Annotated in this window: 24 protein-coding genes; 17 read left to right on the top strand and 7 right to left on the bottom strand. The window is 61.3% G+C overall.

Annotated elements, in window-relative coordinates; all coding sequences use genetic code 11:
• Nucleotide 1: 1 nt before the first annotated feature.
• The 11 genes from M2366_RS04235 to M2366_RS04285 all read left to right on the top strand — a co-directional run bounded on the left by M2366_RS04235 (nucleotide 2) and on the right by M2366_RS04285 (nucleotide 8,924).
• Nucleotides 2-370: a hypothetical protein gene (locus M2366_RS04235; RefSeq protein ID WP_224432292.1), complete on the top strand. Its 369-nt coding sequence runs from the start codon at nucleotides 2-4 to the stop codon at nucleotides 368-370.
• A 282-nt stretch (nucleotides 371-652) separates the two neighbouring features.
• On the top strand, nucleotides 653-2,599 hold the full coding sequence (gene acs, locus M2366_RS04240) for an acetate--CoA ligase (protein ID WP_259269035.1): 1,947 nt from the start codon (nucleotides 653-655) through the stop codon (nucleotides 2,597-2,599).
• A 2-nt stretch (nucleotides 2,600-2,601) separates the two neighbouring features.
• Entirely contained in the window at nucleotides 2,602-2,724 is a 123-nt protein-coding gene (locus M2366_RS04245) for a hypothetical protein (RefSeq protein ID WP_259269036.1), read from the top strand.
• A 276-nt stretch (nucleotides 2,725-3,000) separates the two neighbouring features.
• On the top strand, nucleotides 3,001-3,459 hold the full coding sequence (gene aroQ, locus M2366_RS04250) for a type II 3-dehydroquinate dehydratase (protein ID WP_005900347.1): 459 nt from the start codon (nucleotides 3,001-3,003) through the stop codon (nucleotides 3,457-3,459).
• Between the two features lie 26 nt (nucleotides 3,460-3,485).
• Nucleotides 3,486-3,938 carry an acetyl-CoA carboxylase biotin carboxyl carrier protein gene (gene accB, locus M2366_RS04255; protein WP_224432290.1) on the top strand — a complete coding sequence of 151 codons (453 nt, stop codon included), beginning with the start codon at nucleotides 3,486-3,488 and terminating at the stop codon, nucleotides 3,936-3,938.
• Nucleotides 3,939-3,952: 14 nt separating this feature from the next.
• Nucleotides 3,953-5,293, top strand: coding sequence for an acetyl-CoA carboxylase biotin carboxylase subunit (gene accC, locus M2366_RS04260; protein WP_005900342.1), 1,341 nt, complete (start codon nucleotides 3,953-3,955; stop codon nucleotides 5,291-5,293).
• A gap of 158 nt (nucleotides 5,294-5,451) precedes the next feature.
• The gene (locus M2366_RS04265) at nucleotides 5,452-5,715 is read left to right on the top strand and encodes a YhdT family protein (RefSeq protein ID WP_042041292.1); all 264 of its coding nucleotides are present in this window, start codon (nucleotides 5,452-5,454) and stop codon (nucleotides 5,713-5,715) included.
• Nucleotides 5,705-5,842: a hypothetical protein gene (locus tag M2366_RS04270; RefSeq protein WP_259269037.1), complete on the top strand. Its 138-nt coding sequence runs from the start codon at nucleotides 5,705-5,707 to the stop codon at nucleotides 5,840-5,842. Before M2366_RS04265 ends, M2366_RS04270 begins: the two co-directional genes overlap by 11 nt.
• Nucleotides 5,832-5,969, top strand: coding sequence for a hypothetical protein (locus tag M2366_RS04275; RefSeq protein WP_259269038.1), 138 nt, complete (start codon nucleotides 5,832-5,834; stop codon nucleotides 5,967-5,969). Before M2366_RS04270 ends, M2366_RS04275 begins: the two co-directional genes overlap by 11 nt.
• Nucleotides 5,959-7,422, top strand: a complete 1,464-nt coding sequence (gene panF, locus M2366_RS04280) for a sodium/pantothenate symporter (RefSeq protein WP_259269039.1) — start codon at nucleotides 5,959-5,961, stop codon at nucleotides 7,420-7,422. Before M2366_RS04275 ends, panF begins: the two co-directional genes overlap by 11 nt.
• Nucleotides 7,423-7,508: 86 nt before the next feature.
• Complete coding sequence (locus tag M2366_RS04285; protein ID WP_259269109.1) at nucleotides 7,509-8,924, top strand: PTS transporter subunit EIIC; 1,416 nt, start codon at nucleotides 7,509-7,511, stop codon at nucleotides 8,922-8,924.
• A gap of 38 nt (nucleotides 8,925-8,962) precedes the next feature.
• On the opposite strand, the gene M2366_RS04290 is transcribed toward M2366_RS04285, so the two are convergent.
• Nucleotides 8,963-9,838 (bottom strand): LysR family transcriptional regulator, encoded by an 876-nt coding sequence (locus tag M2366_RS04290; RefSeq protein WP_259269040.1) that lies wholly within the window; start codon nucleotides 9,836-9,838, stop codon nucleotides 8,963-8,965.
• A gap of 96 nt (nucleotides 9,839-9,934) precedes the next feature.
• Between M2366_RS04290 and M2366_RS04295 the strand changes: the two genes are divergently transcribed.
• The 3 genes from M2366_RS04295 to M2366_RS04305 all read left to right on the top strand — a co-directional run bounded on the left by M2366_RS04295 (nucleotide 9,935) and on the right by M2366_RS04305 (nucleotide 13,208).
• Nucleotides 9,935-10,948: a zinc-binding alcohol dehydrogenase family protein gene (locus M2366_RS04295; protein ID WP_259236530.1), complete on the top strand. Its 1,014-nt coding sequence runs from the start codon at nucleotides 9,935-9,937 to the stop codon at nucleotides 10,946-10,948.
• A gap of 598 nt (nucleotides 10,949-11,546) precedes the next feature.
• Entirely contained in the window at nucleotides 11,547-12,425 is an 879-nt protein-coding gene (gene prmA, locus M2366_RS04300) for a 50S ribosomal protein L11 methyltransferase (protein WP_224432282.1), read from the top strand.
• 228 nt (nucleotides 12,426-12,653) lie between these two features.
• Nucleotides 12,654-13,208, top strand: a complete 555-nt coding sequence (locus tag M2366_RS04305; RefSeq protein WP_259269041.1) for a sugar O-acetyltransferase — start codon at nucleotides 12,654-12,656, stop codon at nucleotides 13,206-13,208.
• Between the two features lie 408 nt (nucleotides 13,209-13,616).
• Here M2366_RS04305 and M2366_RS04310 read toward each other — a convergent pair whose 3' ends face one another.
• From M2366_RS04310 to M2366_RS04320, 3 genes are all read right to left on the bottom strand, one after another.
• Nucleotides 13,617-14,165 (bottom strand): NAD(P)H nitroreductase, encoded by a 549-nt coding sequence (locus M2366_RS04310; protein ID WP_042041284.1) that lies wholly within the window; start codon nucleotides 14,163-14,165, stop codon nucleotides 13,617-13,619.
• A gap of 56 nt (nucleotides 14,166-14,221) precedes the next feature.
• Entirely contained in the window at nucleotides 14,222-16,720 is a 2,499-nt protein-coding gene (locus M2366_RS04315; protein ID WP_259269042.1) for an autotransporter outer membrane beta-barrel domain-containing protein, read from the bottom strand.
• Nucleotides 16,721-17,025: 305 nt separating this feature from the next.
• On the bottom strand, nucleotides 17,026-19,053 hold the full coding sequence (locus tag M2366_RS04320; RefSeq protein WP_042040249.1) for an NADPH-dependent 2,4-dienoyl-CoA reductase: 2,028 nt from the start codon (nucleotides 19,051-19,053) through the stop codon (nucleotides 17,026-17,028).
• A 305-nt stretch (nucleotides 19,054-19,358) separates the two neighbouring features.
• Here M2366_RS04320 and sppA point away from each other — a divergent pair, with 305 nt between their 5' ends.
• Nucleotides 19,359-21,197: a signal peptide peptidase SppA gene (gene sppA / locus M2366_RS04325; RefSeq protein WP_042040232.1), complete on the top strand. Its 1,839-nt coding sequence runs from the start codon at nucleotides 19,359-19,361 to the stop codon at nucleotides 21,195-21,197.
• A gap of 99 nt (nucleotides 21,198-21,296) precedes the next feature.
• Here the strand turns inward: sppA and M2366_RS04330 are convergent, their stop codons facing one another.
• Both M2366_RS04330 and M2366_RS04335 read right to left on the bottom strand, forming a co-directional pair.
• Entirely contained in the window at nucleotides 21,297-21,836 is a 540-nt protein-coding gene (locus M2366_RS04330; protein WP_404972782.1) for an NUDIX hydrolase, read from the bottom strand.
• Between the two features lie 35 nt (nucleotides 21,837-21,871).
• On the bottom strand, nucleotides 21,872-22,672 hold the full coding sequence (locus M2366_RS04335) for a DUF2989 domain-containing protein (RefSeq protein ID WP_259269043.1): 801 nt from the start codon (nucleotides 22,670-22,672) through the stop codon (nucleotides 21,872-21,874).
• Nucleotides 22,673-22,887: 215 nt separating this feature from the next.
• Here M2366_RS04335 and M2366_RS04340 point away from each other — a divergent pair, with 215 nt between their 5' ends.
• Both M2366_RS04340 and M2366_RS04345 read left to right on the top strand, forming a co-directional pair.
• Complete coding sequence (locus M2366_RS04340; protein WP_259269044.1) at nucleotides 22,888-24,321, top strand: glyceraldehyde-3-phosphate dehydrogenase; 1,434 nt, start codon at nucleotides 22,888-22,890, stop codon at nucleotides 24,319-24,321.
• 39 nt (nucleotides 24,322-24,360) lie between these two features.
• Entirely contained in the window at nucleotides 24,361-24,639 is a 279-nt protein-coding gene (locus tag M2366_RS04345) for a YeaC family protein (protein WP_224432277.1), read from the top strand.
• A gap of 255 nt (nucleotides 24,640-24,894) precedes the next feature.
• Here M2366_RS04345 and ansA read toward each other — a convergent pair whose 3' ends face one another.
• Nucleotides 24,895-25,902 carry an asparaginase gene (ansA, locus tag M2366_RS04350; protein ID WP_042040225.1) on the bottom strand — a complete coding sequence of 336 codons (1,008 nt, stop codon included), beginning with the start codon at nucleotides 25,900-25,902 and terminating at the stop codon, nucleotides 24,895-24,897.
• Nucleotides 25,903-25,919: the final 17 nt, after the last annotated feature.

Below are 25,919 nucleotides of genomic sequence, written 5' to 3' on the forward strand. Positions count from 1 at the left end.
CATGAAGACGGCCCTGTTGCTCATCGCCTGCTGGCTACTCGCCCTGATCCCGAGCGAGCAGGGCCTGACTCCCCTTATCAGGTTGCTGTTTGACAGCAACCGTGACCTCTATGGCAGCGCCCAGCTCACCGGGTTTGGCGGTGTGCTGCTGACGCTCTATCTCGCCAATCTGGGGGTAGAAGTGGTGCTGCGCCGCCGCTTTCAGCTCGCAGGCATGCTGACCCTGCTGGTCGCCTGGGTGGCCTTCATCAACTGCTATGCGGGGGAACCCAACTGGTGGCAGCTGTGGGCACTGGCGCTGCCCTTCCACATCCTCAGCTTGCTGGTGCTGGTGCGCGGTCTTCAGGCCTTCGGCCGTCAGAAGGGCTAACCCGCACCGGCCTGCCTTGCCCCGCGCCAACCAAGGTCCCCTGAGAATGGCCACTTCGGCACTCTCTTCAGCACTCTCTTTGGCACTCTCTTCGCCAGCCCCCCAGCATACCGACACGCCCCCGCCGCCAGCCCTCACCCAAACCTTGAACCGGCAAAATACGCCGTTTGAAACACTAAGTGGGCGCTAGCGCACGGCTATCCAAAAGTCTAATTGCCCTCCCCCGGCAAAGGTATAAGTTGTTATGTAATCATTAAGAAGATGTATTCAAAGGAGTGAACAATGAGCGAGCACAAGGTCTACCCGGTCAAATCCCACATCAGCCAGGACGCCCTGCTGGACAAGGCCGGCTATGAGGCCATGTATCGGGCCTCGGTACAGGATCCCGATGCCTTCTGGGGAGAGCAAGGCAAGATCATCGACTGGATGAAGCCCTATACCAAGGTCAAGAACAGCTCCTACGATCCCGGCCACGTCTCCATCAAATGGTTCGAAGATGGCCAGCTCAACGTCTCCGCCAACTGCCTCGACCGTCATCTCCACGAGCGTGGCGACAAGGTCGCCATCATCTGGGAAGGGGACAACCCGGCCGAGGATCGCAAGCTGACCTACCGCGAGCTGCACGGTGAAGTGTGCAAGTTTGCCAACGTGCTCAAAGCCCAAGGGGTCAAACGCGGCGATGTGGTCTGTCTCTACATGCCCATGGTGCCGGAAGCCGCCGTGGCCATGCTGGCCTGTACCCGCATCGGCGCCGTTCACTCCATCGTCTTCGGCGGCTTCTCCCCCGAAGCCCTGGCCGGCCGCATCATCGACTCCGGCTCCTCCATCGTCATCACCGCCGATGAGGGGCTGCGCGGCGGCCGTGCCGTGCCCCTCAAGAAGAACGTCGACGACGCCCTCGCCAACCCCGAAACCCGCATCGAGAAAGTGATAGTGCTCAAGCGCACCGGCGGTCAGGTTGCCTGGCACGGCGCACGGGATCTCTGGTGGCACGAGGCCATGGCCACGGCAAGCAGCGACTGCCCGCCCGAGGCGATGAACGCCGAGGACCCGCTGTTCGTGCTCTACACCTCGGGCTCCACCGGCAAACCCAAGGGGGTGCTGCACACCACCGGCGGCTATCTGGTCTATGCGGCGCTCACCTTCAAGTACGTGTTCGACTACCACGAAGAGGACATCTACTGGTGTACCGCCGACGTGGGCTGGGTGACAGGCCACTCCTATCTGGTCTATGGGCCGCTCGCCAACGGTGCCACCACCCTCATGTTCGAAGGGGTGCCCAACTACCCGGCCACCAACCGCATGAGCCAGGTAGTGGACAAGCACCAGGTCAGCATCCTCTATACGGCACCGACCGCCATCCGTGCCCTGATGGCCAAAGGTAAAGATGCCATCGAAGGCACCTCTCGTGCCAGTCTGCGCATCATGGGGTCCGTGGGCGAGCCCATCAACCCGGAAGCCTGGGAGTGGTACTACCGCACCATAGGCGATGAGCGCTGCCCCATCGTCGACACCTGGTGGCAGACCGAGACTGGCGGCATCCTGATCAGCCCCCTGCCCGGCGTCACCGACCTCAAACCTGGCTCGGCCACCCGTCCCTTCTTCGGGGTACAACCGGCACTGGTAGACAACCTGGGCGAGCCACTGGAGGGCGCCACCGAGGGCAACCTGGTGATCACCGACTCCTGGCCGGGTCAGATGCGTACCGTGTTCGGCGACCATGAGCGTTTCGAGCAGACCTACTTCTCCACCTTCCCCGGTCGCTACTTCACCGGCGACGGCGCTCGTCGCGACGAGGATGGCTACTACTGGATCACGGGTCGGGTCGATGATGTACTGAACGTCTCCGGCCACCGCATGGGCACCGCCGAGATAGAGTCGGCCCTGGTCGCCCATCCCAAGATTGCCGAAGCGGCCGTGGTGGGGGTGCCCCACGAGATCAAGGGTCAGGGCATCTACGCCTATGTCACCCTGATCGCCGGAGAGGAGCCGAGCCGCGAGCTGCTTAAGGAAGTGAAGGATTGGGTGCGCAAGGAGATAGGCGCCATCGCCACGCCGGACGTGATCCACTGGGCCGAGGGGCTGCCCAAGACCCGCTCCGGCAAGATCATGCGTCGTATCTTGCGCAAGATAGCCACCGGCGAGACCGACAGCCTGGGAGATATCTCCACCCTGGCGGATCCGGGCGTGGTCGACAAGCTTATCCGCGAGAAGTCAGAGGCGGCATGATCATGCGTCCCATATGGCAGCGCAAGATCGCCACCGGCGAGACCGATAGCCTGGGGGACATCTCCAGCCTGGCGAGCCCGGGGGTCGTGGACAAACTTATCCGCGAGAAGTCAGAGGCGGCCTGAATCCGGCGCTGACTCTCACCATAAAGCCGGCCTTGTGCCGGCTTTATGCTTTCTGCCCAGGCCGTGGATCCAAGGTGAAGCCATTGGCTCACACTGTTCGTAAAACGCACAGATGTAGAGATTAGACCAGTAAAATGCTGCTAATTTTCACGAAATCAATATAATTGCGAAAACTGTGTGTCAGTGCACACCGAATTGCGCAAAAAATGGCTAGATTTCTGGTCATCCGCAAGATAGCTGATAGTTAACAGCATTATCATCGAGGATGTACTCATTATGTCGCAACATCACCGCATTCTTCTGCTCAACGGTCCTAACTTGAACCTGCTGGGCAAACGGGAACCCGGTATCTACGGCAGCCAGACCCTCGACGAGATCGTCGCCGATCTGCAGCGCCAGGCCAGCCAACTCGGTGTCACACTGGACCACCTGCAATCCAACGCCGAACATCTGCTGCTGGAGCGCATCCACCAGGCCATGGGCCAGGTGGATTTTATCATCATCAATCCTGCCGCCTTCACCCATACCAGTGTCGCGCTGCGAGATGCCCTGCTGGGGGTTGCTATCCCCTTTATCGAGGTGCACCTCTCCAACGTCCATGCCAGAGAGCCGTTCCGCCATCACTCTTATCTGTCTGATGTCGCGAAAGGGGTCATCTGTGGACTCGGGCCGGATGGTTATACCTTTGCTTTAACCGCGGCTGTGCGTCACTTGGCACGGCTTGATAATCACTGATCAGACAAAGAAGAAAGAGAATGCTAATGGATATCCGCAAAATCAAAAAGCTGATTGAACTGGTTGAAGAGTCCGGCATCGCCGAGCTGGAAATCTCCGAAGGGGAAGAGTCTGTTCGCATCAGCCGTAATTTCTCCGGCCAGGTCAACGTCGCACCACAGATGATGATGCAGCCTGCCATGGCACCTGCCGCTGCCGCAGTCGCCGCCCCTGCTGCTGCCACCGCCGAGGCTGCCGCCCCGAGTGGTCACCTGATGCGCTCCCCCATGGTTGGCTCCTTCTATCGCTCCTCCAGCCCGGAAGCCAAACCCTTCGTGGAAGTCGGTCAGCAAGTCAATGTCGGTGACACTCTGTGCATCGTCGAAGCCATGAAAATGATGAACCAGATTGAATCTGACAAGGCTGGCGTGATCAAGGCCGTTCTGGTCGAGAATGGCCAGGCCGTCGAATTCGACGAGCCGCTGTTCATCATCGAATAAGGGGATATTCACCCATGTTGGACAAAGTAGTCATCGCCAACCGCGGTGAAATTGCCCTGCGGATCCTGCGCGCCTGCAAAGAGCTCGGGATCAAGACAGTGGCCGTTCACTCCACCGCCGATCGGGAGCTCAAACATGTGCTGCTGGCCGACGAATCCATCTGCATCGGCAAGCCTGCCAGCGGGGAATCCTACCTCAATGTGCCGGCCATCATCGCCGCCGCCGAGGTGACGGGCGCCGTCGCCATCCACCCCGGCTACGGTTTCCTCTCCGAAAACGCCGACTTCGCCGAAGTGGTCGAGCAGTCCGGCTTCATCTTCATCGGCCCGCGCGCCGAAACCATTCGCCTGATGGGTGACAAGGTTTCCGCCATCGAAGCCATGAAGAAGGCCGGTGTGCCCTGCGTCCCCGGCTCCGACGGCCCGGTCGACAGCGATACCAAGCACAACGCCAGTGTCGCCAAGCGCATCGGCTATCCGGTGATCATCAAGGCCGCCGGTGGCGGTGGTGGTCGCGGCATGCGCGTGGTGCGCAGTGAAGCCGAGCTGGCTGCCGCCATCGCCCTGACCAAATCCGAAGCAGGCCAGTTCTTCAAGAACGACATGGTCTACATGGAGAAGTACCTGGAAAACCCACGCCATATCGAAATTCAGATATTGGCTGACGGTCAGGGCAGCGCCATCTATCTGGGTGAGCGTGACTGCTCCATGCAGCGTCGCCACCAGAAAGTGGTCGAAGAGGCACCGGCACCGGGCATCACCGAAGAGATGCGCAAGTTCATCGGTGAGCGCTGCGTGCGTGCCTGCCTCGAAATCGGCTACCGCGGTGCCGGTACCTTCGAGTTCCTGTACGAAAACGGCGAGTTCTACTTCATCGAGATGAACACCCGTATCCAGGTTGAGCATCCGGTCACCGAGATGGTCACCGGCGTGGATCTGATCAAGGAGCAGCTGCGCATCGCCGCCGGCCAGCCCCTGTCTATCACCCAGCAGGACATCCGCATCCGTGGCCATGCCATCGAATGCCGGATCAATGCCGAAGATCCGGCCACCTTCATGCCGTCTCCGGGCCTCATCCAGCGCTTCCATGCGCCGGGTGGCATGGGCGTGCGTTGGGACTCCCACATCTACGCTGGCTACAAGGTGCCGCCTTACTACGACTCCATGATTGGCAAGCTGATCTGTTACGGTGAGAACCGCGACATCGCCATCGCGCGTATGCGTCACTCTCTGGACGAACTGGTCGTCGAAGGGATCAAGACCAACGTGGCACTGCAAAAAGAGATCATGAAGGACGAAAACTTCCAGCACGGTGGCACCAACATCCACTACCTGCACAAGAAGTTGGGTCTGTAAGGGAGGGCGTTGCAAGGCAACTTCCCGCACGGCGGCATCTAGCCGCCCTCCTCTGCGCCAGAAGTTGAGTCTGTAATTCTCCCAAGGAAAAGGGCCATGGCGACATGGCCCTTTTTTGTTATCCTTGCGCCCTTCACTCTCTGGAGGCTGCATTCAACATGTCTCGTTTCAACCTCGCCCGCCGGGAAGCCACCCTCTGCCTGCTGCTGACCCTGCTCTATTTCGTCGCCTGGTATGGCTGTGCCTATTTCATTCCCGAGACGCTTCAGTATTGGGGTATGCCCCTCTGGTTCCTGCTCAGTTGCATGCTGATGCCCCTGCTGTTCATGGTGCTCTGCGCTGTCATGGTGAACTGGCTGTTTATCGAGATCCCCCTCGATCCCGAGTTGCCCAGCCCTCAGGAGCCCCGTCATGAAGCTTGATCAACTACCGATGCCTGCACCGCAGCTGTTGATGGGAATAGAGGCCTTCATGGTGAACCTGCCGTTTATCGAGATCCCCCTCGATCCCGAGTTGCCAAACCAGCAGGAGCCCCGTCATGAAGCTTGATCAACTACCGATGCCTGCACCGCAGCTGTTGATGGTGCTCTGCGCTGTCATGGTGAACCTGCCGTTTATAGAAGTCCCCCTCAGCCCCGAGTTACCCAGCCCGCAGGAGCCCCGTCATGAATATTGAACTGTTGCTGCCGCTGCTCATCTATCTGTTGCTGGTGCTTGGTATCGGCTACTGGGCCAGCCGCCGTCGCCAGGGTGGAGACTTCATGCAGGAGTACTTCATCGGCAATCGCAGCATGGGTGGCCTGGTGCTGGCCATGACCCTGGTGGCGACCTACACCTCGGCCTCTTCGTTTATCGGCGGCCCTGGCGCCGCTTACAAGATTGGGCTGGGATGGGTACTGCTGGCGATGATCCAGCTGCCCACCGTCTGGCTCACCCTGGGGGTGCTTGGCAAGAAATTCGCCATCATCGCCCGCCGGGTCAATGCGGTGACCATCAACGACATGCTGTGGGCCCGCTATCAGAGCAAGGCGGTGGTGGTGCTGGGTTCGGTCACCATCATTCTCGCCTTCATCGCCACCATGGTGGTGCAGTTCATCGGCGGGGCTCGTCTGCTGGAGACCGCCACCGGTCTTAGCTACCAGCAGGGGCTCTTCCTGTTTGCCAGCTGCGTGCTGCTCTACACGGTGATCGGCGGTTTTCGCGCCGTGGTGATGACGGATGCCCTGCAGGGGATCATCATGCTGATAGGCACCGGGGCCCTGCTGGCCGGGGTGTTGATAGCCGGTGACGGTCTGCCCAACCTCATCCACCAACTCGAGGTGATCGATCCCAAACTGGTCAGCCCCCAGGGGGCCGGGGACATGCTGACCCAGCCCTTCATGCTGAGCTTCTGGATCCTGGTCTGCGTCGGCGTCATCGGCCTGCCCCATTCGGCGCTGCGCTGCTTCGGCTACAAAGACAGCAAGGCGCTCCATCGCGGCATCCTCATCGGCACCATCGTCAGTGCCCTGCTGATGTTCGGCATGCACCTGGCTGGCGCTCTGGGCCGCGCCATCCTGCCCGCCATGGACAGTCCTGACAAGATCATGCCAGCCCTGATGATGGAGGTGCTGCCTCCCTGGCTGGCGGGTATCTTCCTGGCCGCCCCCATGGCCGCCATCATGTCGACCATCGACTCCCAGCTGATCCAGGCCTCGGCGACCCTGGTCAAGGATCTCTGGCTCAACTATCTGAGCCCCAAACAGTCCCAACAGAAGCTGGAGGTGCGGATTCCCCGCCTGTCGCTGATCACCACCCTGATCCTGGGTACCCTGGTGCTGCTGGCCGCGCTGCAGCCCCCCGAGATGATCATCTGGCTCAACCTGCTCGCCTTCGGCGGCCTGCAGGCCGTCTTCCTCTGGCCCCTGGTGCTCGGCCTCTATTGGCCCCGAGCCAACGGCCAGGGGGCACTGGCCTGCATGGTCAGCGGCATTCTCTGCTATGGCGTATTGAGCCATTGGGGCATCAAGCTGGCGGGACTGCACGCCATAGTGCCCAGCCTGGGGCTGGGTCTGTTCGTCTTCGTACTGGTAAGCCTGCTGACCCCACCACCAGGGGTGGTAGTACGCCAACTGTTTGATCGGGGTTAACTTATTGGTGATTAATCCCTCGAAGGCTATCCCTTAAGGGGAGTAAAGGGTAAAGTGTGCGCCATGTCACACTTCACCCCTCTTCAATGACGCCACCTTCTCGCCGACAGACGCTGATCCAGGCCATGCAGCGACTGGGCTATGCCTTGCTGCTGCCCGTCTCCATCCTGCCATTGGCCGCCCTGCTCCATCGACTCGGCCAGCCAGATGCCCTCGATCTGCCCGTGCTGGTGCTGAGCGGACAGGCCATCTTCGGTCAGATGCCCCTCATCTATGCGGTCGCCATTGCCTTCGGGATTGGCCGCACCGAGCGGGGGGGGTTGGCGCTCTCGGGGGCCGTCAACTTCCTGCTGCTGAGCTCCGCGCTCTCGGCGCTGGCCCCGGGCCTGCATGCCGATCTTGTCTGTGGCATGCTGGCGGGCATCATGACGGCCCTGTTTGGCCCCTGGTCGCCCTCAGTGCCCAAGCCGATACGCCTCTATCTGCCCGGTCCCTGGCAAGGCCCCCTGCTCAGTGCCTTCGTCTGCCTGCTGATCGCCGTGCCACTCTCACTGATCTGGCCAGCCCTGGAGCAGGGGATCAGCCAGATAACCACGGATCTGGGGACCCCCCTTGGCGCCTTCAGTTACGGGGTGCTCAACCGTCTGTTGCTCCCTCTCGGGTTGCACCAGCTGTTGGGCAATCTGGTGACCCTGGGTGCCAGCAATCAGCTGGCCCTGGCGGCGGCACAGCCGCTGCACCAAGGCTATGGCGCCGGTCTCTATCCCATTATCATGTTCGGCTTGCCCGGTGCCTGTTTCGCCATCTGGTTGCACCGTCATCGCCTCCGGCAACTGCCCCACGGTGCCCTGCTGCTGACCCTGGCCCTCACGTCCGCCTGCATCGGCATCACCGAGCCCATCGAGTTTCTGTTTGCCTTCACGGCGCCCTGGCTGTTTCTGGCCCATGCCCTGCTCACCGGCCTGTCGTTCGCCATCTGCAGTGCCCTCGATATCCAGCTCGGCAGTTACTTCTCCGCCGGGTTGCTGGATCTCAGTCTGAGCTATGGCAGCGGGGTGCATGCCTTCTGGATCATTCCCCTGGGGATCCTCTTTTTCGTGGCCTATGCCCTGCTGTTCTATCAGATGCTGGGGCGCTCCCCCCTCAGCCTCTCCAACCAGCAGCTTGTCCCCCAGGAGATGGCCAATGTTCCCCCTGCCGACCCCCAGATGCTGGCCATCCGCTATCTCAAGCTGCTCGGAGGCATGGACAACCTGCAAGCCATCAGCGTCTGCCTGACCCGGCTCAGCATCCGGGTACGCAACATGGAGTTGGTGGATCAATCCCAGCTGCTCAACCTGGGTTGCCTCTCCTGGATAGCACTCAACGAGCATCAGCTGGTATTGGTGCTGGGCCCCAATGCGGGGCTCATCGAGGGGCAGATCCGCATGCTGGCCGAGCGCCAGTCTGTGCCGCTTGGCCTCAAGCCCAATCAGGCGTCGAGCAGCCAGAGCCGCTGGTAGGCGCAGTCCCTGAACGTTGCCGGTCGGCAGGGCTCTTGCTAAGGGGTGAACGCCAGTCGCTCGGCGACAAAATCCATCAAGGATCGCAAGGCGGGCGCCAGATGCTCCCGGCTCGGGTAGATGAGATAGAAGGGATTGCTGGGTATGGGGTGCGCTGGCAACAGGCTGACCAGTTTGCCGCTGAGCAACTCATCCCGACAGACATGAGCAGGCAGCAGGGCGATTCCCCCTTCATGAATGGCCAGCTCTCGCAGGGCCAGCAGGCTATTGGAGAGACAGACTCCCTTTGGCCGCCACCCCCCTGGTTGCAATGGCCACAGGGGCAGCGCACTGTGCACCAGACAGGCATGCCCGCTCAGATCGGCCACGGTATCCGGCCGCCCCGCCCGGGCGAGGTAACCAGGCGCCGCCACCAGGTGACGCGCCACCTGCCCAATCTGTCGGCAAATAAGGCTGGAATCTTTCAGCGGCGCCGCCCGCAGCGCCAGATCGTAACCCTTTGCCACCAGGTCCAGCTGTTCATCGCTCAGGGTCAGCTCTATCACCACCTCGGGATAGAGGAGCCGAAACTCGGCCAGTATCTTGCCGAGCAGCAGGGTGCCGGTTGCCTCTGGCGCCGTGATCCTCACCTTCCCTGCCGGCGCCTCACGCAGCCGCGCCATCGCCAGGTGTGCCCCGCGCGCCACATTGAGCAACGCCTGGCAGTGCTCCACATAGATCTCGCCCTGGGGAGTCAGACTGAGGCGACGGGTGGTCCGTTGCAGCAGCCGCATGCCGAGCAGGGATTCGAGCCGCGATATCTTCTGGCTCACCGAAGACTTTGGCATGCCGAGCAACTCGGCGGCGGCGGTGAAACTGCCCTGCTCCACCACAGTGGCGAAGATCCCCATCAGCTCTAGTTCTGGATTGTTCATATATTCAAACAGTCTTTACCAATTACCCATCTTAATAGGAATAATTAACCAGACTAGACTGCGAGGCAATCCCAATCTGTCCGACAAGGAATTGCCATGAAAGCCATCGCCCTCACCCATTATCTGCCAAGCGATCATCCCCACTGCTTCATCGAGGCCAGCCTCCCCACCCCCACTCCCGGCCCGCGGGATCTGCTGGTGAAGGTCGGTGCCACCTCCATCAACCCGGTCGATACCAAGGTGCGCGCCCCCAAGGATAAAGTGGAGGCCAGCCCACGGGTACTGGGTTGGGATGCGGTGGGTAACGTGGTTGCCGTCGGCAGCGAGGTCACCCTGTTCAAGGCGGGTGACCGGGTCTGGTACGCGGGGGATATCAGTCGCCCCGGCAGCAACAGCGAACTGCAACTGGTCGATGAGCGGATCGTCGCCCTGGCCCCCGCCAGCCTGTCCGATGTCGAAGCCGCCGCCCTGCCGCTTACCGCCATCACCGCCTGGGAGGCGCTGTTCGATCGCATCGGCCTCCAGCGGGACAGCAAGGGGCACTTGCTCATCATCGGCGGGGCGGGCGGCGTGGGTTCCATCGCCATCCAGCTCGCTCGCCAGCTCACCGGGATGGAGGTGATCGCCACCGCCTCCCGGCCAGAAACCCGCGACTGGTGCCTGGCAATGGGGGCTCACCGGGTAGTGAGCCATCACAACCTGCAGGGAGATCTTGCGGCCCTTGGCATCAATCAGCTCGATGCTATCTTCTGCACCAATGCCACCGAACAGCACTGGAGCGCCATGGCCAGCCTGATACGTCCATTCGGCCATATCTGCACCATTGCCGAATCCAATGAGCCCTGGGATCTCGGCCTGCTCAAGGCAAAGAGCGTCACCTTCAGCCAGGAGTTCATGTTCACCCGCTCCCTGTTCCAGACTCCGGACATGATTGAACAGCACAGGCTGCTGAGCGAGGTCAGCCAGCTGGTCGACCTGGGGACAGTGCGCACCACCCTGGGCCAGACCCTGACTGCATTGACCCCAGCCACCCTGGCGCAAGCGCACGCAGAGGTGGAAGCGGGGCGGATGATCGGCAAGCTGGTGATCGACATGGCCGAGTTCGCTTAATTCCTCCCCTAAGTGGGTAGAAATCGCACCATCATGGGGTGATTTCACCAGGGATAGGCACCAAAAGCGTACAGGGAAGCGCCCCCCACCTCCCCAGCACGGCTATTTCGTGACGCCCTGAACCCTCGGCGAGCCCCCCTGGCGGCTCAAAGGGCCAACATACGCCATAGCGGACAAAAAAAGGGGCCATCCCGACCGGGATGACCCTAAATACCTGAACGTTGGGGGTAACAATCACACACACATCCTTTGCAGGATAATTTACTGATTGCAGCTACCGTGCCAACTCTATAAAACGACCCGCACTGGGTCATTTTTATTGGCCAGTGCGGCCGTGCCCTCCTCGCAGCCTCTCTCCTGGCTGGCTTTCACCAAAAAAATCGCCACCCGAGGGTGGCGTGAAAGATGACGGAACTTTCCTAGAGCAAAGCAGTAAGGATTAATACATTAACCGTGCCAACCTTGCTGATGGTCCTTGTTTTTCTCTCATGAGAGGCTGACGGACGGAGTCGGCCCCTTTCGGCCGCGGGCAAACCACGACAGCGCAGGCCCGGAATGGTAGAATCCCGCGGTTTCACATTCATGAAGAGTCGACCCCATGCCCTGGATACAAATTCGAATCAACGCCACCGCCAAGACCGCGGACAAGGTGAGCAACATGCTGCTGGGGCGTGGAGCCCAGGCGGTGACCTTTATGGATGCTCAGGATGTGCCCGTCTACGAGCCGCTGCCAGGTGAAACGCCGCTCTGGGGCGAGACCGAGGTGATGGGGCTGTTCGATGCCGAAACCGACCCGGCGCCCACCATCGCCTTCTTCCAGCAGATCTTCGGGGAAGATGTCGGTTACAAGGTCGAGCAGCTGGAAGACAAGGATTGGGTGCGCGAGTGGATGGATCACTTCCACCCTATGCAGTTTGGCGAGCGGCTCTGGATCTGCCCGAGCTGGCGCGATGTGCCCAACCCCGATGCGGTCAACGTCATGCTGGATCCCGGTCTGGCATTCGGTACCGGCACCCACCCCACCACGGCGCTCTGCCTGCAGTGGCTCGATGGCCTGGATCTGACCGGTAAAACCGTGGTCGACTTCGGTTGTGGCTCCGGCATCCTCGGCATCGCCGCCCTCAAGCTCGGCGCCGCCCGAGTCATCGGCATCGACATAGACCCGCAGGCCATTCAGGCCAGCCGCGATAACGCCGAACGTAATGGCGTCGCGGGTCAGATAGAGCTCTACCTGCCTGCGGATCAGCCGGACGGCATCAGTGCCGACGTGGTGGTCGCCAATATCCTGGCTGGCCCGCTGCGCGAACTGGCGCCGCTCATCAAGGGTCTGGGCAAGCCCGGCAGCCTGATGGCACTGTCCGGCGTGCTGGAGAGCCAGGCGCCGGAGCTGGAGACCATCTACGGCCAGTGGTTCGACATGGACCAGACCGCAGTGAAAGAGGAGTGGTGCCGCCTCTCGGGCCGCAAGCACGGCTGATTGAACGGCGGCGGTGCGCAAGCACCGCCCATGGCCAGCGAGTAAACCCACAAGGGCACCGTCAAGTGCCCTTGTTGTTTCTGGCTTTTGCTCCGATCCAGAGCAGGCCCGATTGTTAGCTCACGGTTCTGGATCAGCAGTGCGCCACCGCTCACCCTTCTCCTCGCCATAAAGGGGTAACATCTGCACGCACCGAACCTGCATGCCACCCAACCGACGAGGCCCTCCATGACCGACTACCAGTTGATGATCGACAGCCAGCCTTACAACTGCATGGCCCCCGAGCTCACCGCCTTGCGCAAGACGGCAATGAGCCTCTATCGCCGCTTCAATCGGGAGGACGATGAGGGTGCACAGCAGATCCTGCTCAAAGCCCTGGTGGGTGAACTGGCAGAAGGCGCCTTCATCTGCCCGCCCTTTCAGTGCAGCTATGGTCGCCATATCAGCCTGGGGGTGGGCTCGTTCATCAATATGGGGGCCACCCTGCTGGACAATGCCCCGATCCGCATCGGGGCCGGCGTCATGATGGGCCCCAATGTGCAGATCTATACCGCCGCCCATGCCCTGAATGCCGATGAGCGCCTGGCCGGGGTGGAGACGGCACTGCCGGTCACCATAGCAGACAGGGTGTGGATAGGTGGCGGCGCCATCTTGCTGCCAGGGGTCACCATAGGCCGGGAGGCCATCGTCGGCGCAGGCGCCGTGGTGAGCAGGGATGTACCGGCCGGGGCGCGGGTGGTGGGCAACCCTGCCCGCATACTGCCCCCGAGGCAGAGCCACTGACGGGCGGCCAATCCGGGGAGCGCACACTTTTTTTGCCCTCATGTCGCCCACTGGGCCCATGAGGTTGCACCCAAAAAATGAAGCCCAAGGTCACGAAGACGTTGGGCTATATAAAAGGTGCTACGGAATTGCGACTCTCATCGCAGAAAATCAGAAGGCGAGCCTTCTGAACTGGCGACAGGGATGATAACGGGGCGCAAACGTTTTACATAGTGAGATCGACTCATTTTGCGAACTTCCTCTCACTATTAAAAAAAGTGTTTGCTGCCACAGAAAATGCCTTGCTTGCCCCCTTTATTTCCCCTCCCCGCTCTGGTTATTATTTCCGGCTCCATAAAAAAAGCCCTGATAGAACAGGGCTTTCCATTCAAGTCTCATGGCATGCACCATTCACTCAGCTCGCCATCATCAGAAGTGGCGGACGAAATCGGCCAAGGGCAGTTCACGCAGCTTGCGAGCCTCCAGTTGAGGGGTACCCAGGTAGAGGAAACCCACCAGCTGATCCTGCTCCCCTAGCCCCAGCCCTTGACGAATGTGCTCGTCGAAGATAAACCAGCCGGAGCGCCAGATACCATTGAACCCTTGCGCCTGGGCGGCCATCTGCATCGCCATCAGCGCACAACCGGCAGAGAGTTCCTGCTCCAGCTTCGGCACCTTGGGGTGATCCTGAAAACGGCTCGCAACGGCCACCACCAGCGGCGCACGCAGGGGCGCCTGCTCACTCTTGCTGATGCTGTCATCGTCGTCACCACGCAGCCGGGCCGCATCGCCGAGCAGGGTGCCGAGTCGCTCACGCCCCTCCCCCTCAAACAGGATGAACTGCCAAGGGGTCAGGGTGCCGTGATCCGGTGCGCGCAGCCCCGCCTTGAGGATGTTGTCGAGCGCTTCGCCACTCGGGGCAGGCGTCGTCAGACGGGCACAGGAGTGGCGGTTGAGCAATAGGGTCAGTGCATCCATGTGATGCTCCTTCTGAGTCATGAGGGGCCAGCATAGGCCCCTGTGTCGATAAGGGATCAGAACGGCTTGGAGAGGTTGATGCGCCACTCCCAGATATTGAGATCATCCTGCCCTATGCTGGTGTAACCGGCACTGGTGGTCAGGGTGGCCTCGCCACCAATCAGGGTACGCAGCCCCAATCGCATGGTGCCGCTGAGCGGTTCTGTGCGAGCCGAACTGAGATCTCCCGTCAGGATATAGCCATCGTTCGGTCTCTCAAAGCCGTAATCCAGTCCCAGCTCGGCGTAAGGCATCAGCGGCAGACCTATGTCGGTGTAATAGACACGGCTAAATTCAACCGTCCCCGTCATGTTGCCCTGGTTGTAGCTGCCACTCTCATTATCAAGATGCAGCGCCAATCCCTGATAATCACCGCTCATCCGGTAACCCTTGCTGCGGTTGTGGCTGTAGTTGATAGCCAGACGCGGGCGTATTGAGGTATTGGACCAGAAGTACTGACCTGTGGCCCCCAGACTACCGCTCAGCGAGGTCGAGCCATAGTCACCGGAGAGGAACAGCAGATCCTGCTTGTTGTCCATCCAGCCATAGATCAGCGTGCCATCCAGCATCCAGCTGTCCGATACCTGATACGCCAGGTAGGGGCCTATGTTGAAGCCACCGGCCGCCATGCGCATGCCGCCATTGAAGGAGTCCACCTTGCTGTCGACCCGGGAGACGCTAAAGCCGAGGATGGTGTTCTTGTCCAACCGGGTATCGGCTCCCAGGCTGAACACATTGGTTGAGCCCGACATATCCAATCCCTCGCGGTGATCCGAGATGTCGTAATAGACCTCATCCGCCCACAGGTTCCAACGTCGTTCCACAGATTCAGGCTGAGCCACTGGCTGGCCCCCTTGACCTGCGGCCAACTCGGCACGGGTGAAGGGGCAATCCGGGTATTGAGCCTGTTGCTCGGGCGGCAATTTAGCCCGCTCATCGGCCATCACGCACAGGGTCCGCTCGTTCAGTGCTCGCTCGCTTGCCTGTTGGCCCGCGCTCTGCTGACCCGGTAAATAACCAGGCTGCGCCGGGATCGCCGGGGGCGGTAAGCGCCCTTCGGGAATCAAGGTGCCGGGCAGCGGCTGCACGCCGCCCGGCAGAGTGATAAAGGGCCGTTCACCCAAGGGAGGGCGAGTGGGCATCCCCCCCTGCGGCGGCAAGGTTCCTACCGGTGGCTGCACACCTCCCGGCAGGGTCGGCGTTATTCCCTGCGGCGGCAGAGTAGCTACCGGCGGCTGCACGCCTCCCGGCAGGGTTGGCGTTATCCCCTGCGGCGGCAAGGTGCCAACTGGCGGCTGCACACCACCGGGCAGAGTTGGTGTTATCCCCTGCGGCGGCAAGGTGGCTATTGGTGGCTGCATCGCACCTGGGCGGATGATAAAGGGCCTGTCTCCAAGAGTGGGGCGGCTTGGCATCAATCCCTGAGGAGGTGTAGTCGGCATACCTGGGGTCAACCCCTGCGGCGGCAGAGTGCCCACTGGCGGTTGCACGCCACCGGGCAGAGTCGGCGTTATTCCCTGCGGCGGCAGAGTACCCACTGGCGGCTGCACGCCACCGGGCAGAGTTGGCGTTATTCCCTGGGGCGGCAGAGTGCCCACCGGCGGCTGCACGCCTCCCGGCAGGGTCGGTGTTATCCCTTGCGGCGGCAGAGTACCCACTGGCGGCTGCACGCCACCGGGCAGGGTTGGCGTTATTCCCTGCGGCGGCAAAGTACCTACCGGCGGCTGAACACCACCGGGCAAGGTCGGCGTTATTCCCTGCGGCGGCAGAGTACCTACCGGCGGCTGAACACCACCGGGCAAGGTCGGCGTTATTCCCTGCGGCGGCAGAGTACCCACCGGCGGCTGCACGCCACCGGGCAGGGTTGGCGTTATTCCCTGCGGCGGCAAGGTGGCTATCGGTGGCTGCACGCCACCGGGCAGGGTCGGCGTTATTCCCTGCGGCGGCAAGGTGGCTATCGGTGGCTGCACGCCACCGGGCAGGGTCGGCGTTATTCCCTGCGGCGGCAAGGTACCCACCGGTGGCTGCACGCCACCGGGCAGGGTTGGCGTTATCCCCTCAGGGGGGGCACTGGGCCCGGGTTGGGTGGGTTTGGGGGGCAAAGTTGGCGGAGTGAACTGATTCGGGAAGGTGAAGCGATCCGGCCGCTGATTATCGGAATCGACGAAACGCCTGTCATAGATACTGGTATCGGCATTGGCATAGCTATAGAGAATATGGGTGCCGCCCCACTCCTCCCGCTCCGGGGAGACGGTGAGGTGCAATCCCTTGTGATTCTGAGTCCAGACATCATAGGGTTGGTTGGTCTTGGCGGAGCTGACATCGAATTTGCCGGGCGAGATGGCGGAGAGCCAGACCGAATGTTGCAGATCGGCGGTCCAGCCGAGGAAGATGATCTGCCCCTTGGGATCCGCCTGGCTGGCACCGCTGTGCAAGACCATGGCCATCGTCAAGGCGGTGGCGCTCAGTCGGTAACCCGTCTGGGCAAGGGAGGTGTTGGACTTTTCTTGGCTCATTATTATTTTCCTGCTAACGGATCGGCGGCTCATGTTGAGACCTGCACCGAACAGGACGTGGGATCCATTCCCGCTACCCTGCAGGACATGACATGTCCTTCATCTAATGGTTCGAACGCTTTTGCAACTTTGCCGTCATGTAACCCCAGGCAGAAGTCGACACAAACTGAATTATTTTGTGACATTGCGCAACATTTAAATGACGCAGCAGCTTAACAGCTAACTATTTGGATACGACAGGACGAGGGGCGCGGGAGGATGAAAAAAAGGGACCTTGCGTCCCTTTGTCATTCGGATGAGTGGCTTCAGATGATGGCAGCCAGTTCGGCTCCCTGACGGATGGCGCGCTTGGCATCCAGCTCTGCGGCCACATCGGCGCCGCCGATGATGTGTACCGGCTTGCCCGCCGCCTGCAACCCCGCTTGCAACTCCCGCAGCGGCTCCTGCCCCGCACAGATGATGACATTGTCTACCGGCAGGCACTGCTCTCTACCCTCTATCACCACATGCAGCCCCTCATCATCGATGCGCTGGTAGTGCACCCCTGCGAGCATCTTGACCTTGCGATTCTTGAGCACGGTACGGTGGATCCAGCCGGTGGTCTTGCCCAGGCCATCACCCACCTTGCTCTCCTTGCGTTGCAGCAGCCAGATCTCGCGCTCGGGTGCGTCAATTTCCGCTCTCATCAGGCCGCCAGGCTCCTTGAGGTTCTTGTCGATGCCCCACTCCTTGAGCCAGTGATCGCGATGATGATCAGCGCTCCCGTCCTTCTTCTTCTCCACCAGAAACTCGGCCACGTCGAAGCCGATGCCGCCGGCCCCGATCACCGCCACCTTGTCACCCACCGGTTTGCCATCGCGCAACACGTCGAGATAATTGAGTACCTTGGCATGTTCGATACCAGGAATATTGGGGGTACGTGGCCGGATGCCGGTGGCGAGGATCACCTCGTCAAAGCCACCGCCAAGCAGGCTCTCGGCGCTCTGGCGCTGGCCGAGATAGAGCTCGACGCCGCACTTCTCCAGCCGTCTGGCGAAGTAGCGCAGGGTCTCGTGAAACTCCTCCTTGCCCGGGATCTGCTTGGCGAAGTTGAACTGGCCGCCGATCTCGCTGCCCTGATCGAACAGGCTCACCTGGTGACCTCGCTCGGCGGCGTAGCAGGCAAAGGCCAGCCCGGCCGGGCCCGCGCCCACCACCGCCAGCCGTTTGGCTTGAGGTACCCGGCCAAAGGTGAGCTCGGTCTCGAAACAGGCGCGGGGATTGACCAGGCAGGAGGCACGTTTTTGTTTGAACACGTGATCGAGGCAGGCCTGGTTGCAGGCGATGCAGGTGTTGATCTCGTCCGCCCTGTTCTCGGCCGCCTTGATGACAAACTCGGGATCGGCCAGGAAGGGGCGCGCCATGGAGACCATGTCCGCATCCCCGCCCGCCAATATGTCCTCCGCCACTTGCGGGGTATTGATGCGGTTGGTGGCAATCAGGGGCACCTTGAGGTGCTTCTTCAGCTCGGCGGTGACCCAGCTGAAGGCACCGCGCGGCACGCTGGTGGCGATGGTGGGGATGCGCGCCTCATGCCAGCCGATGCCGGTATTGATGAGGCTGACCCCGGCCTGCTCCAGCGCTTTCCCGAGTGCTATCACCTCTTCCAGGGAGGAGCCCTTCTCTACCAGATCCAGCATGGAGAGACGGAAGATGATGATGAAATCGGTGCCGACCCGCTCGCGAATGGCCCGCACTATTTCCAGCGGGAAGCGCATCCGGTTTTCGCTGCTGCCGCCCCAGCCGTCGCGGCGCTGGTTGGTACGCTCACAGATGAACTGGTTGATGAGATAACCTTCCGAGCCCATTACCTCGACCCCGTCATAGCCTGCCGCCTTGGCGAGGGCGGCGGTCGAGGCGAAGTCCCGTATGGTGCCACGGATCTGCCGTTCGCTCATGGCACGGGGCTTGAACGGGGAGATCGGCGCCTTGAGGGCGCTCGGCGCCAGGCTGAACGGATGGTAGGCATAACGACCGGCATGGAGGATCTGCAGCGCGATTTTGCCCCCCTCACCATGCACCGCCTCGGTTAACTTGCGATGCTTGCCGACCTGCCAGGGGAAGCTGAGCTGGGAGCCATGAGGTACCAGGCGACCACGCAGGTTGGGGGCTATGCCGCCGGTGACGATCAAGGCCACACCGCCACGAGCCCGCTCGGCATAGAAGGCGGCCAGCTTGTCAAAGCCCCCCTTCTCCTCCTCCAGACCGGTATGCATGGAGCCCATCAATACCCGGTTCTTGAGCTGGGTAAACCCAAGATCAAGGGGGGCCAGCAGCTTGGGGTAACGGCTCATCATGCTCTCCTCTTTGAGGCCAGGTGGCATGGGATAGTACCCAATGCCCGGTATGACCACGGGGTAACGCCGGGGCCAGATGACATCAGCAGACCAGGGTTATGGCTCACGAGGCCTCCGGTTAATTTTTTGTTATCAAGTTGCAGTAGAGTAAAGAATCGAAATTGCTTTTTCAAACAAATGTTTGGGTGTTTTTTCAGCGAACAGGCGTAACGCCAAATCCGCGAGTGATGGAGCATGGCAATCGACGGTGCAACTGGTTAATAATGGCCTCACTAACCCATTAACAGGGCGATAACGCGACTATGTCTATTTTCAAAGGCCTGGGCTGGATTTTTCGCAGCCTCTGGCGCCTGATCAACTTCACCCGACTGATGCTGGTCAATCTGCTATTTCTGTTTGTCGTCCTGGTCCTGGTCTTTGTACTGGGACAGAAAGAGACGCCCCAGGCCCCGGTCGAAGGGGCCTTGACCCTGAATCTCGACGGCACCCTGGTCGAACAGCTCACCCAGACAAGTCCAACCGAGCAGCTGCTGCAACAGATGGGCAGCAGCGAAGACTTGCCCCATGAGTTCCTGCTATCGGATCTGCTGTGGGCCATCCGCTCCGCCAAGGAAGATGACCGCATTCAGGCTCTGGTGCTCAAGCCCCAGGGGCTGCAAGGCAACCTCTCCAAACTGCAGGAGGTGGCCGCCGCCATCGATGATTTCAAGCAAAGCGGCAAGCCGGTCATCGCCATGGCCGACTACTACACCCAGGGCCAGTACCTGCTGGCGGCCCACGCCGACCATGTGCTGCTCAACCAGAGCGGCGCCGTGCTGCTCGAAGGGCTGGGGGTCTACCAGACCTACTTCAAGTCAGCGCTGGAGAAGCTCAATGTCACTCCCCATGTGTTCAAGGTCGGCACCTACAAGTCTTTCGTCGAGCCCTATACCCGGGATGAGATGTCCCCGGAGAGCAAGGAGGCGAACCAGCGCTGGCTGGATCAGCTGTGGCAGGCCTATGTCCAGGACGTGGCCGAGCAGCGGGAAGTCGAGCCCGATGCCGTCTCCCCCAGCAAGGAGCAGTTCCTCGAGCGTCTGAAGAAAGCGGGGGGCAATGCCGCAGGCTATGCCCTGGACAATGGTCTGGTCGATGAGCTGGCGACCCGGGAAGAGATGAACCAGGCGGTGATCAAGGAGGTTGGCGAGACCGAGGATCACATCTGGAAAGGGATTGGCCTCGAGGATTATCTGGCCGCCATTCCCGAACAGTATCCCCAGAGTGGCAAGGATGAGGTGGGTCTCATTGTCGCCAGTGGCGCCATCATGGACGGCATCCAGCCCGCTGGCACCATAGGCGGCGACAGCCTGGCCAACTTGCTGGCCGATGCCCGGCTGGATGACCAGATCAAAGCCGTGGTATTGCGCGTCGACAGCCCGGGGGGCAGCGCCTTCGCCGCCGAGCAGATCCGTGCCGAACTGTTGTCCCTCAAGCAAGCGGGCAAGCCAGTGGTGGTCTCCATGGGCAGCTATGCCGCCTCCGGGGGCTACTGGATCTCCGCCGATGCGGACAAGATCTTCGCCTCCCCCACCACCCTCACCGGCTCAATCGGCGTCTTTGGCCTCTTTGCCACCGTCGATCAAGCCCTCTCCCAGTTCGGCATCCACAGTGATGGGGTCGGCACCACCGACTTCGTCGGCCTGGGCGTGACCCGCGCCCTGCCGGAACACGTGGGCCAGGCCATCCAGCTCAATGTGGAGAACACCTATCAGCGCTTCCTGGGGCTGGTCGGCAAGGGCCGTGGCCTGAGCCAGGAAGAGGCGGAGAAAGCGGCGGAGGGCCGTGTCTGGACTGGCCTGGATGCCAAGGCGCTGGGCCTGGTGGATGAATTTGGCAACCAGAGCGATGCCATTGCCGCCGCCGCCGAGCTGGCCAACCTGAAGGAGTGGCAGGTGACCCCCATCGAGCCTGAAGAGTCCACCAAGGATAAGTTCCTGCGTGAGCTGCTCGGCAGCAGCGCCCAGGCCCTGGCTCCCTCCCTCAAGGGGGTGATCCCGGCGCCACTCGGCCAGAGCCTCACCGCCCTCAACCGGGCCCTCGATCCCCTGGTGCGCTTCAACGACCCTCAGGGCACCTATGCCTGGTGTCCCGTCTGCCGTTGATAGCCATGGCTAATCGCCATCAAAAAAACCGCCTCTCGGGGCGGTTTTTTATTGGTTTTCACCGGGGCGATGGAGGGAAGATCCGCAATCTGTGCATGCCTACAGGGGCGGCAGCACGCCATCCTTGTGCCAGCGGTACAGCTGGGCCAGCACCCGGGTCTCACGATGGGTCCACTGCGGGCAGTGACCACCGAGCAGCCACTGGTTGTTGTGCAGCGCCTCCTCCAGTGCATGCCAGCCAGCCTTGAAGCCAAGACGCTCTTCATAGGCCTGCAGCCTTGGCGGGACCCTGTCCTCGCCCACCCGGCACAGGTAATAGAGGGAGCGGATGCAGTAGGCATCATAGTCAGGCTCGCGAGCGCTGCGATACTCCCGGGTCTCGCCGAGCAAGCCCCCCTTGGCCAGCAGCTCGGCACCGCACTCCTCGCGCAGCTCGCGGGCCAGGGCATCCTGATGGCTCTCCCCCGCCTCGACCCCGCCGCCCGGGAACATGAAGTCGCCATTGACGCTCGAATGCACCAGCAACAACTCATCGCCGCGCAGTACCACGGCGCGCACCGTCACGCGTTCGAGCAGCCTCTCCAGCTTGGGGAAATCACCGTGCATCAGACGCAGGGAGAAAGGGGACGGGCCCGTCATGATTGCATCTTCCATGGCCTCATTTGTGGTCTCGCTCACGGCCGGTAACTCCCCGCCTTGATCTGCTGCACCAACGCAGCAGCCTGGGTATCCAGGGTCGCCAGCTCCGCCTTGCTCAGACTGTGATAGAGACTGAAGCGCTTGGCCGAGACCTCGCTCCCCCCCAGAAAGGCCGCGCTGACCTTGCCCCACAGATACGCATCCGGGTAGTGCTTCTGACCCATGTGGAGCGTGCTGAGCGAGGTGAGCAGACGGCTGTCAACCTCATCCCCCTCCCGATAGAGGGAGAGGCCGTGTTTCATCACCTTGATGGCACGCTCGGGATCCGTCTTGGCATAGATACCCCCCAGCGCCAGCTGCAAGGCGGGCTCTTCCAGAGATGGTGTCCCCGCCTGCGCCAGAAACTGCTGACGGGCCTGATCATTGGTATTGTTGGTCCAGTGCCAGATAAGCAGATAGGGATCCAGGGATTGGCGGGTCTCGCCATCGAGTCGCTCCAGCTCGGCGCCGGCGGCCAGCATGCCCTCGACCCGGTCGCTCTTGCGCTCCTTGGCATACTTGTACTCGATGTGGGTCGAACGTTCGATGCAGCGCAGATAGCCTTCCAGCTTGCTCATCAGCTCGTACTTGTGGCGATCACTCGCCTCCTGCTTGAGGGAGAAGCGCGCCCGGATCACATCGGTGCGCTCAATGCGGCACCAGCCATCATCGACCAGATCCAGGCAGAGCTCAGCATGGTTGGCACAGATGTTCTGGAGGCGATCATCATTGCAGGCCACGAGGCTGAGCCCCATGGCGAGACCGAAAGCAGCCCGACGTAGTGGAAGATGGGTCATGGTTCATATCTGGTTGATAACATCGACAGCCCGCTTTAGCCACCATCGGCTAGCAAACCACTCACATATCCATTACAATGCGCGCGCCAAAAGCTGGCCGCGATTGCAGAATAATATAACGAATTATACGCCCCTACAGTGAGCTGCACTCGACGAATTTCTTTTTGCTTCAACAACGTGAAAAACACGGTTACGTGAAATAAAGGATCTGGTTAATGACCCACGAGCACCATTTGCAAGCGTGGCAGGAGAGCCAGGAGCTCGCCGAAGCCATGCAACCCTTGATAGGTCGCCTCTACCGCCAGCAAGGGATCGAGATCACCGTCTACGGACGCCCCCTGCAAAACGCCTCCACCATCGACATCCTCAAAGCCCACCGGGTGGTTCGCCGCCACGAAGGCCAACCCCTCGCCATACAACACAGCTTCCCGCTTCTTAAGGCCTTGTGCGAGCTGGCCCCCAGCGCCGCCGAGATAGACTTGGGCAAGCTGGCGGTCGGCTACTGGCGCGATCACAGCGATGAAAGCGGCATAGTCGATTACCTGGCCGCCAAGCTGGCACCCGCTCTCGGTCAGGGCGCCCTGCCGGCACCGACCGACGTGGTGCTCTACGGCTTTGGCCGCATCGGCCGTCTGCTCGCCCGGCTGCTGATCGAGCGCACCGGCGCCGCCAATGCCCTGCGTCTGCGCGCCATAGTCGTGCGCGGTGGCCGTGAGGGGGATCTGGAGAAGCGGGCCAGCCTGCTGCGTCGCGACTCGGTGCATGGCTCCTTCAACGGCTCCATCGAGGTGGATCTGGAACGCAGCGCCATCATCGCCAACGGCACCTTCATCCAGGTGATCTATGCCAAACAGCCCAGCGACATCGACTATACCGCCTATGGCATCGACTGTGCGCTCATCGTCGATAACACCGGGGTCTGGCGCGATGAGCTGGGCCTTAGCGAGCACCTCAAGGCCCGCGGCGCCGCCAAGGTGCTGCTGACCGCCCCCGGCAAGGGTGAGATGAAGAACGTGGTGTTCGGGGTCAATCACGACGTGATCACGCCGCAAGATAACATCATCTCCGCCGCCTCCTGCACCACCAATGCCATCACCCCGGTGCTCAAGGTGATGCAGGACAGATACGGCATTCGTCATGGCCATGTGGAGACAGTGCACTCCTACACCAACGATCAGAACCTGATCGACAACTACCACAGTGGCGAGCGACGCGGGCGCAGTGCCGTGCTCAACATGGTGATGACCAGCACGGGTGCTGCCAAGGCGGTCGCCAAGGCCCTGCCCGAGCTCAAGGGCAAGCTGACCGGCAACGCCATCCGGGTACCGACCCCCAACGTATCCCTGGCCATCATCAATCTGTCACTGGAACAGGGCACAGACCGGGAGAGCCTGAACGCTTATCTGCAGCAGGCCTCCTTGAGTTCCTCCCTCCATCGCCAGATTGATTTCAGCGCCAGCACTGAACTGGTCTCCTCCGACATGGTGGGTTCCCGTTTTGCCGGTATAGTGGACTCCCAGGCGACCATCGCCGAGGAGGATCACTGCGTGCTCTACGTCTGGTATGACAACGAGTTCGGTTACAGCTGCCAGGTGGTGCGGGTGATGGAGAAAATGGCCGGCGTGATCCGTCAGGATCTGCCCGCCTGAACCAGGCATTCATGATTTCGGGTTTTCAAGGAGAGACGCATGTCATTTCAACAGGTCATAGGGCAGATGCCCGAGGAAGTATACGAGCGGCTCAAGACCGCGGTTGAACTCGGCAAGTGGCCGGACGGCCAGCCTCTCTCCGAGGAGCAGAAGGCCACCTCGCTGCAAGCCGTGATGGCCTGGCAGGCGATGCACCTGACCAACCCCGAGCACATGAATATCGGGGCCGATGGCGAAATCGTGATGAAGAGCAAGAGTGAACTCAAGCGCCAGTATCGTGATGAGGAAGAGATCATCCGCGTCGACCTCAGTCACTGAGGCGCACCGCCCATGCCGCGACCGGGCACGGCGGATAACAGAGAGGGGAGCCATAATGGCTCCCCTCTCTTTTCCTCTCCCCCTCATGGTGAGGAGGCCAGAAGCTGTTCACGACCTGTCGCGAGAAGGCGTCAGCAAGGTGAAGAGCAGCGCAGGAACCGGAGCGTATAGATATACGTGAGCCTCTGGTTCACAAACACGCGAGCAGCACATGAGCCTTGATCACGGCTTCGCAGTAAGATCGTGGACAGTTTCTCAGGGCGTCAGTTCGCCACGCAGGGATTGCTGCATCAGCTCGCGAATGCGCGGCGCCGGCAGATCCTGGCTGAGCAGGAAGTGCAGCTTGGTGAGCGCCGCCTCGGCGGTCATGTCAAAGCCCGAGATCACCCCGGCGCGGGACAGGGCATTGCCGGTGGCATAGCCGCCCATGTTGACCTTGCCGTGCAGGCACTGGCTCAGATTGACAATGATGACGCCCCGGGCCGAGGCCTCGGAGAGCAGGGCCAGCATGGCGGGGTTCTGGGGGGCATTGCCCACCCCGAACGACAGCAGGATCAGCGCCCGGACCGGTTGCTGCAAGATATTGGCGATCACCTCGCTCGAGATCCCCGGATACAGGGTCACCACGCCGATGGGCTGGGGGGTGATGTCATGGAGCACCAGGGGCGCCTGACAAGGCTTGCCGAGCTCACCCGCATCCAGGGAGATGGCGATACCGGCATTGAGCAGCGGCGGGTAGTTCGGGGAGTCGAAGGCGTGGAAGCCATCCGCATGAACCTTCTTGCTGCGGTTGCCACGGTAGAGCTGATTGTTGAAAAACAGCGTCACCTCGTGGATCGGGTAGTTGGCGGCAATATAGAGCGCATTGAGCAAGTTCTGCTGACCGTCGGAGCGCAGCTCGGCGAGGGGGATCTGGGAACCTGTGATGATCACCGGCTTGTGCAACTCTTCCAGCATGAAGGAGAGGGCCGAGGCGGTGAACGACATGGTGTCGGTGCCGTGCAGGATCACGAAACCATCGTACTTGTCGTAGTTGTCACGAATGTCTTCGGCGATCCGTTGCCAATCCGCCGGGGTCATGTCGGAGGAGTCGATGAGGGGGGCGTACTCGTGGATATGGTAATCCGGCATCTCGGGTCTGTGGAACTCGGGCATCCGCGCCAGACAATCTTCCATGAAGCCCGCCATCGGCACATAACCGTGGTCGGAGCGCTGCATGCCTATGGTGCCGCCTGTATAGGCTATATAGATGGACTTCTTCACACCCTCTCCTCATCTGG

Origin of the sequence: Aeromonas sp. BIGb0405 (assembly GCF_024807335.1) — a bacterium.
In the GTDB taxonomy this organism is placed as follows: Bacteria; Pseudomonadota; Gammaproteobacteria; order Enterobacterales; family Aeromonadaceae; genus Aeromonas; species Aeromonas rivuli.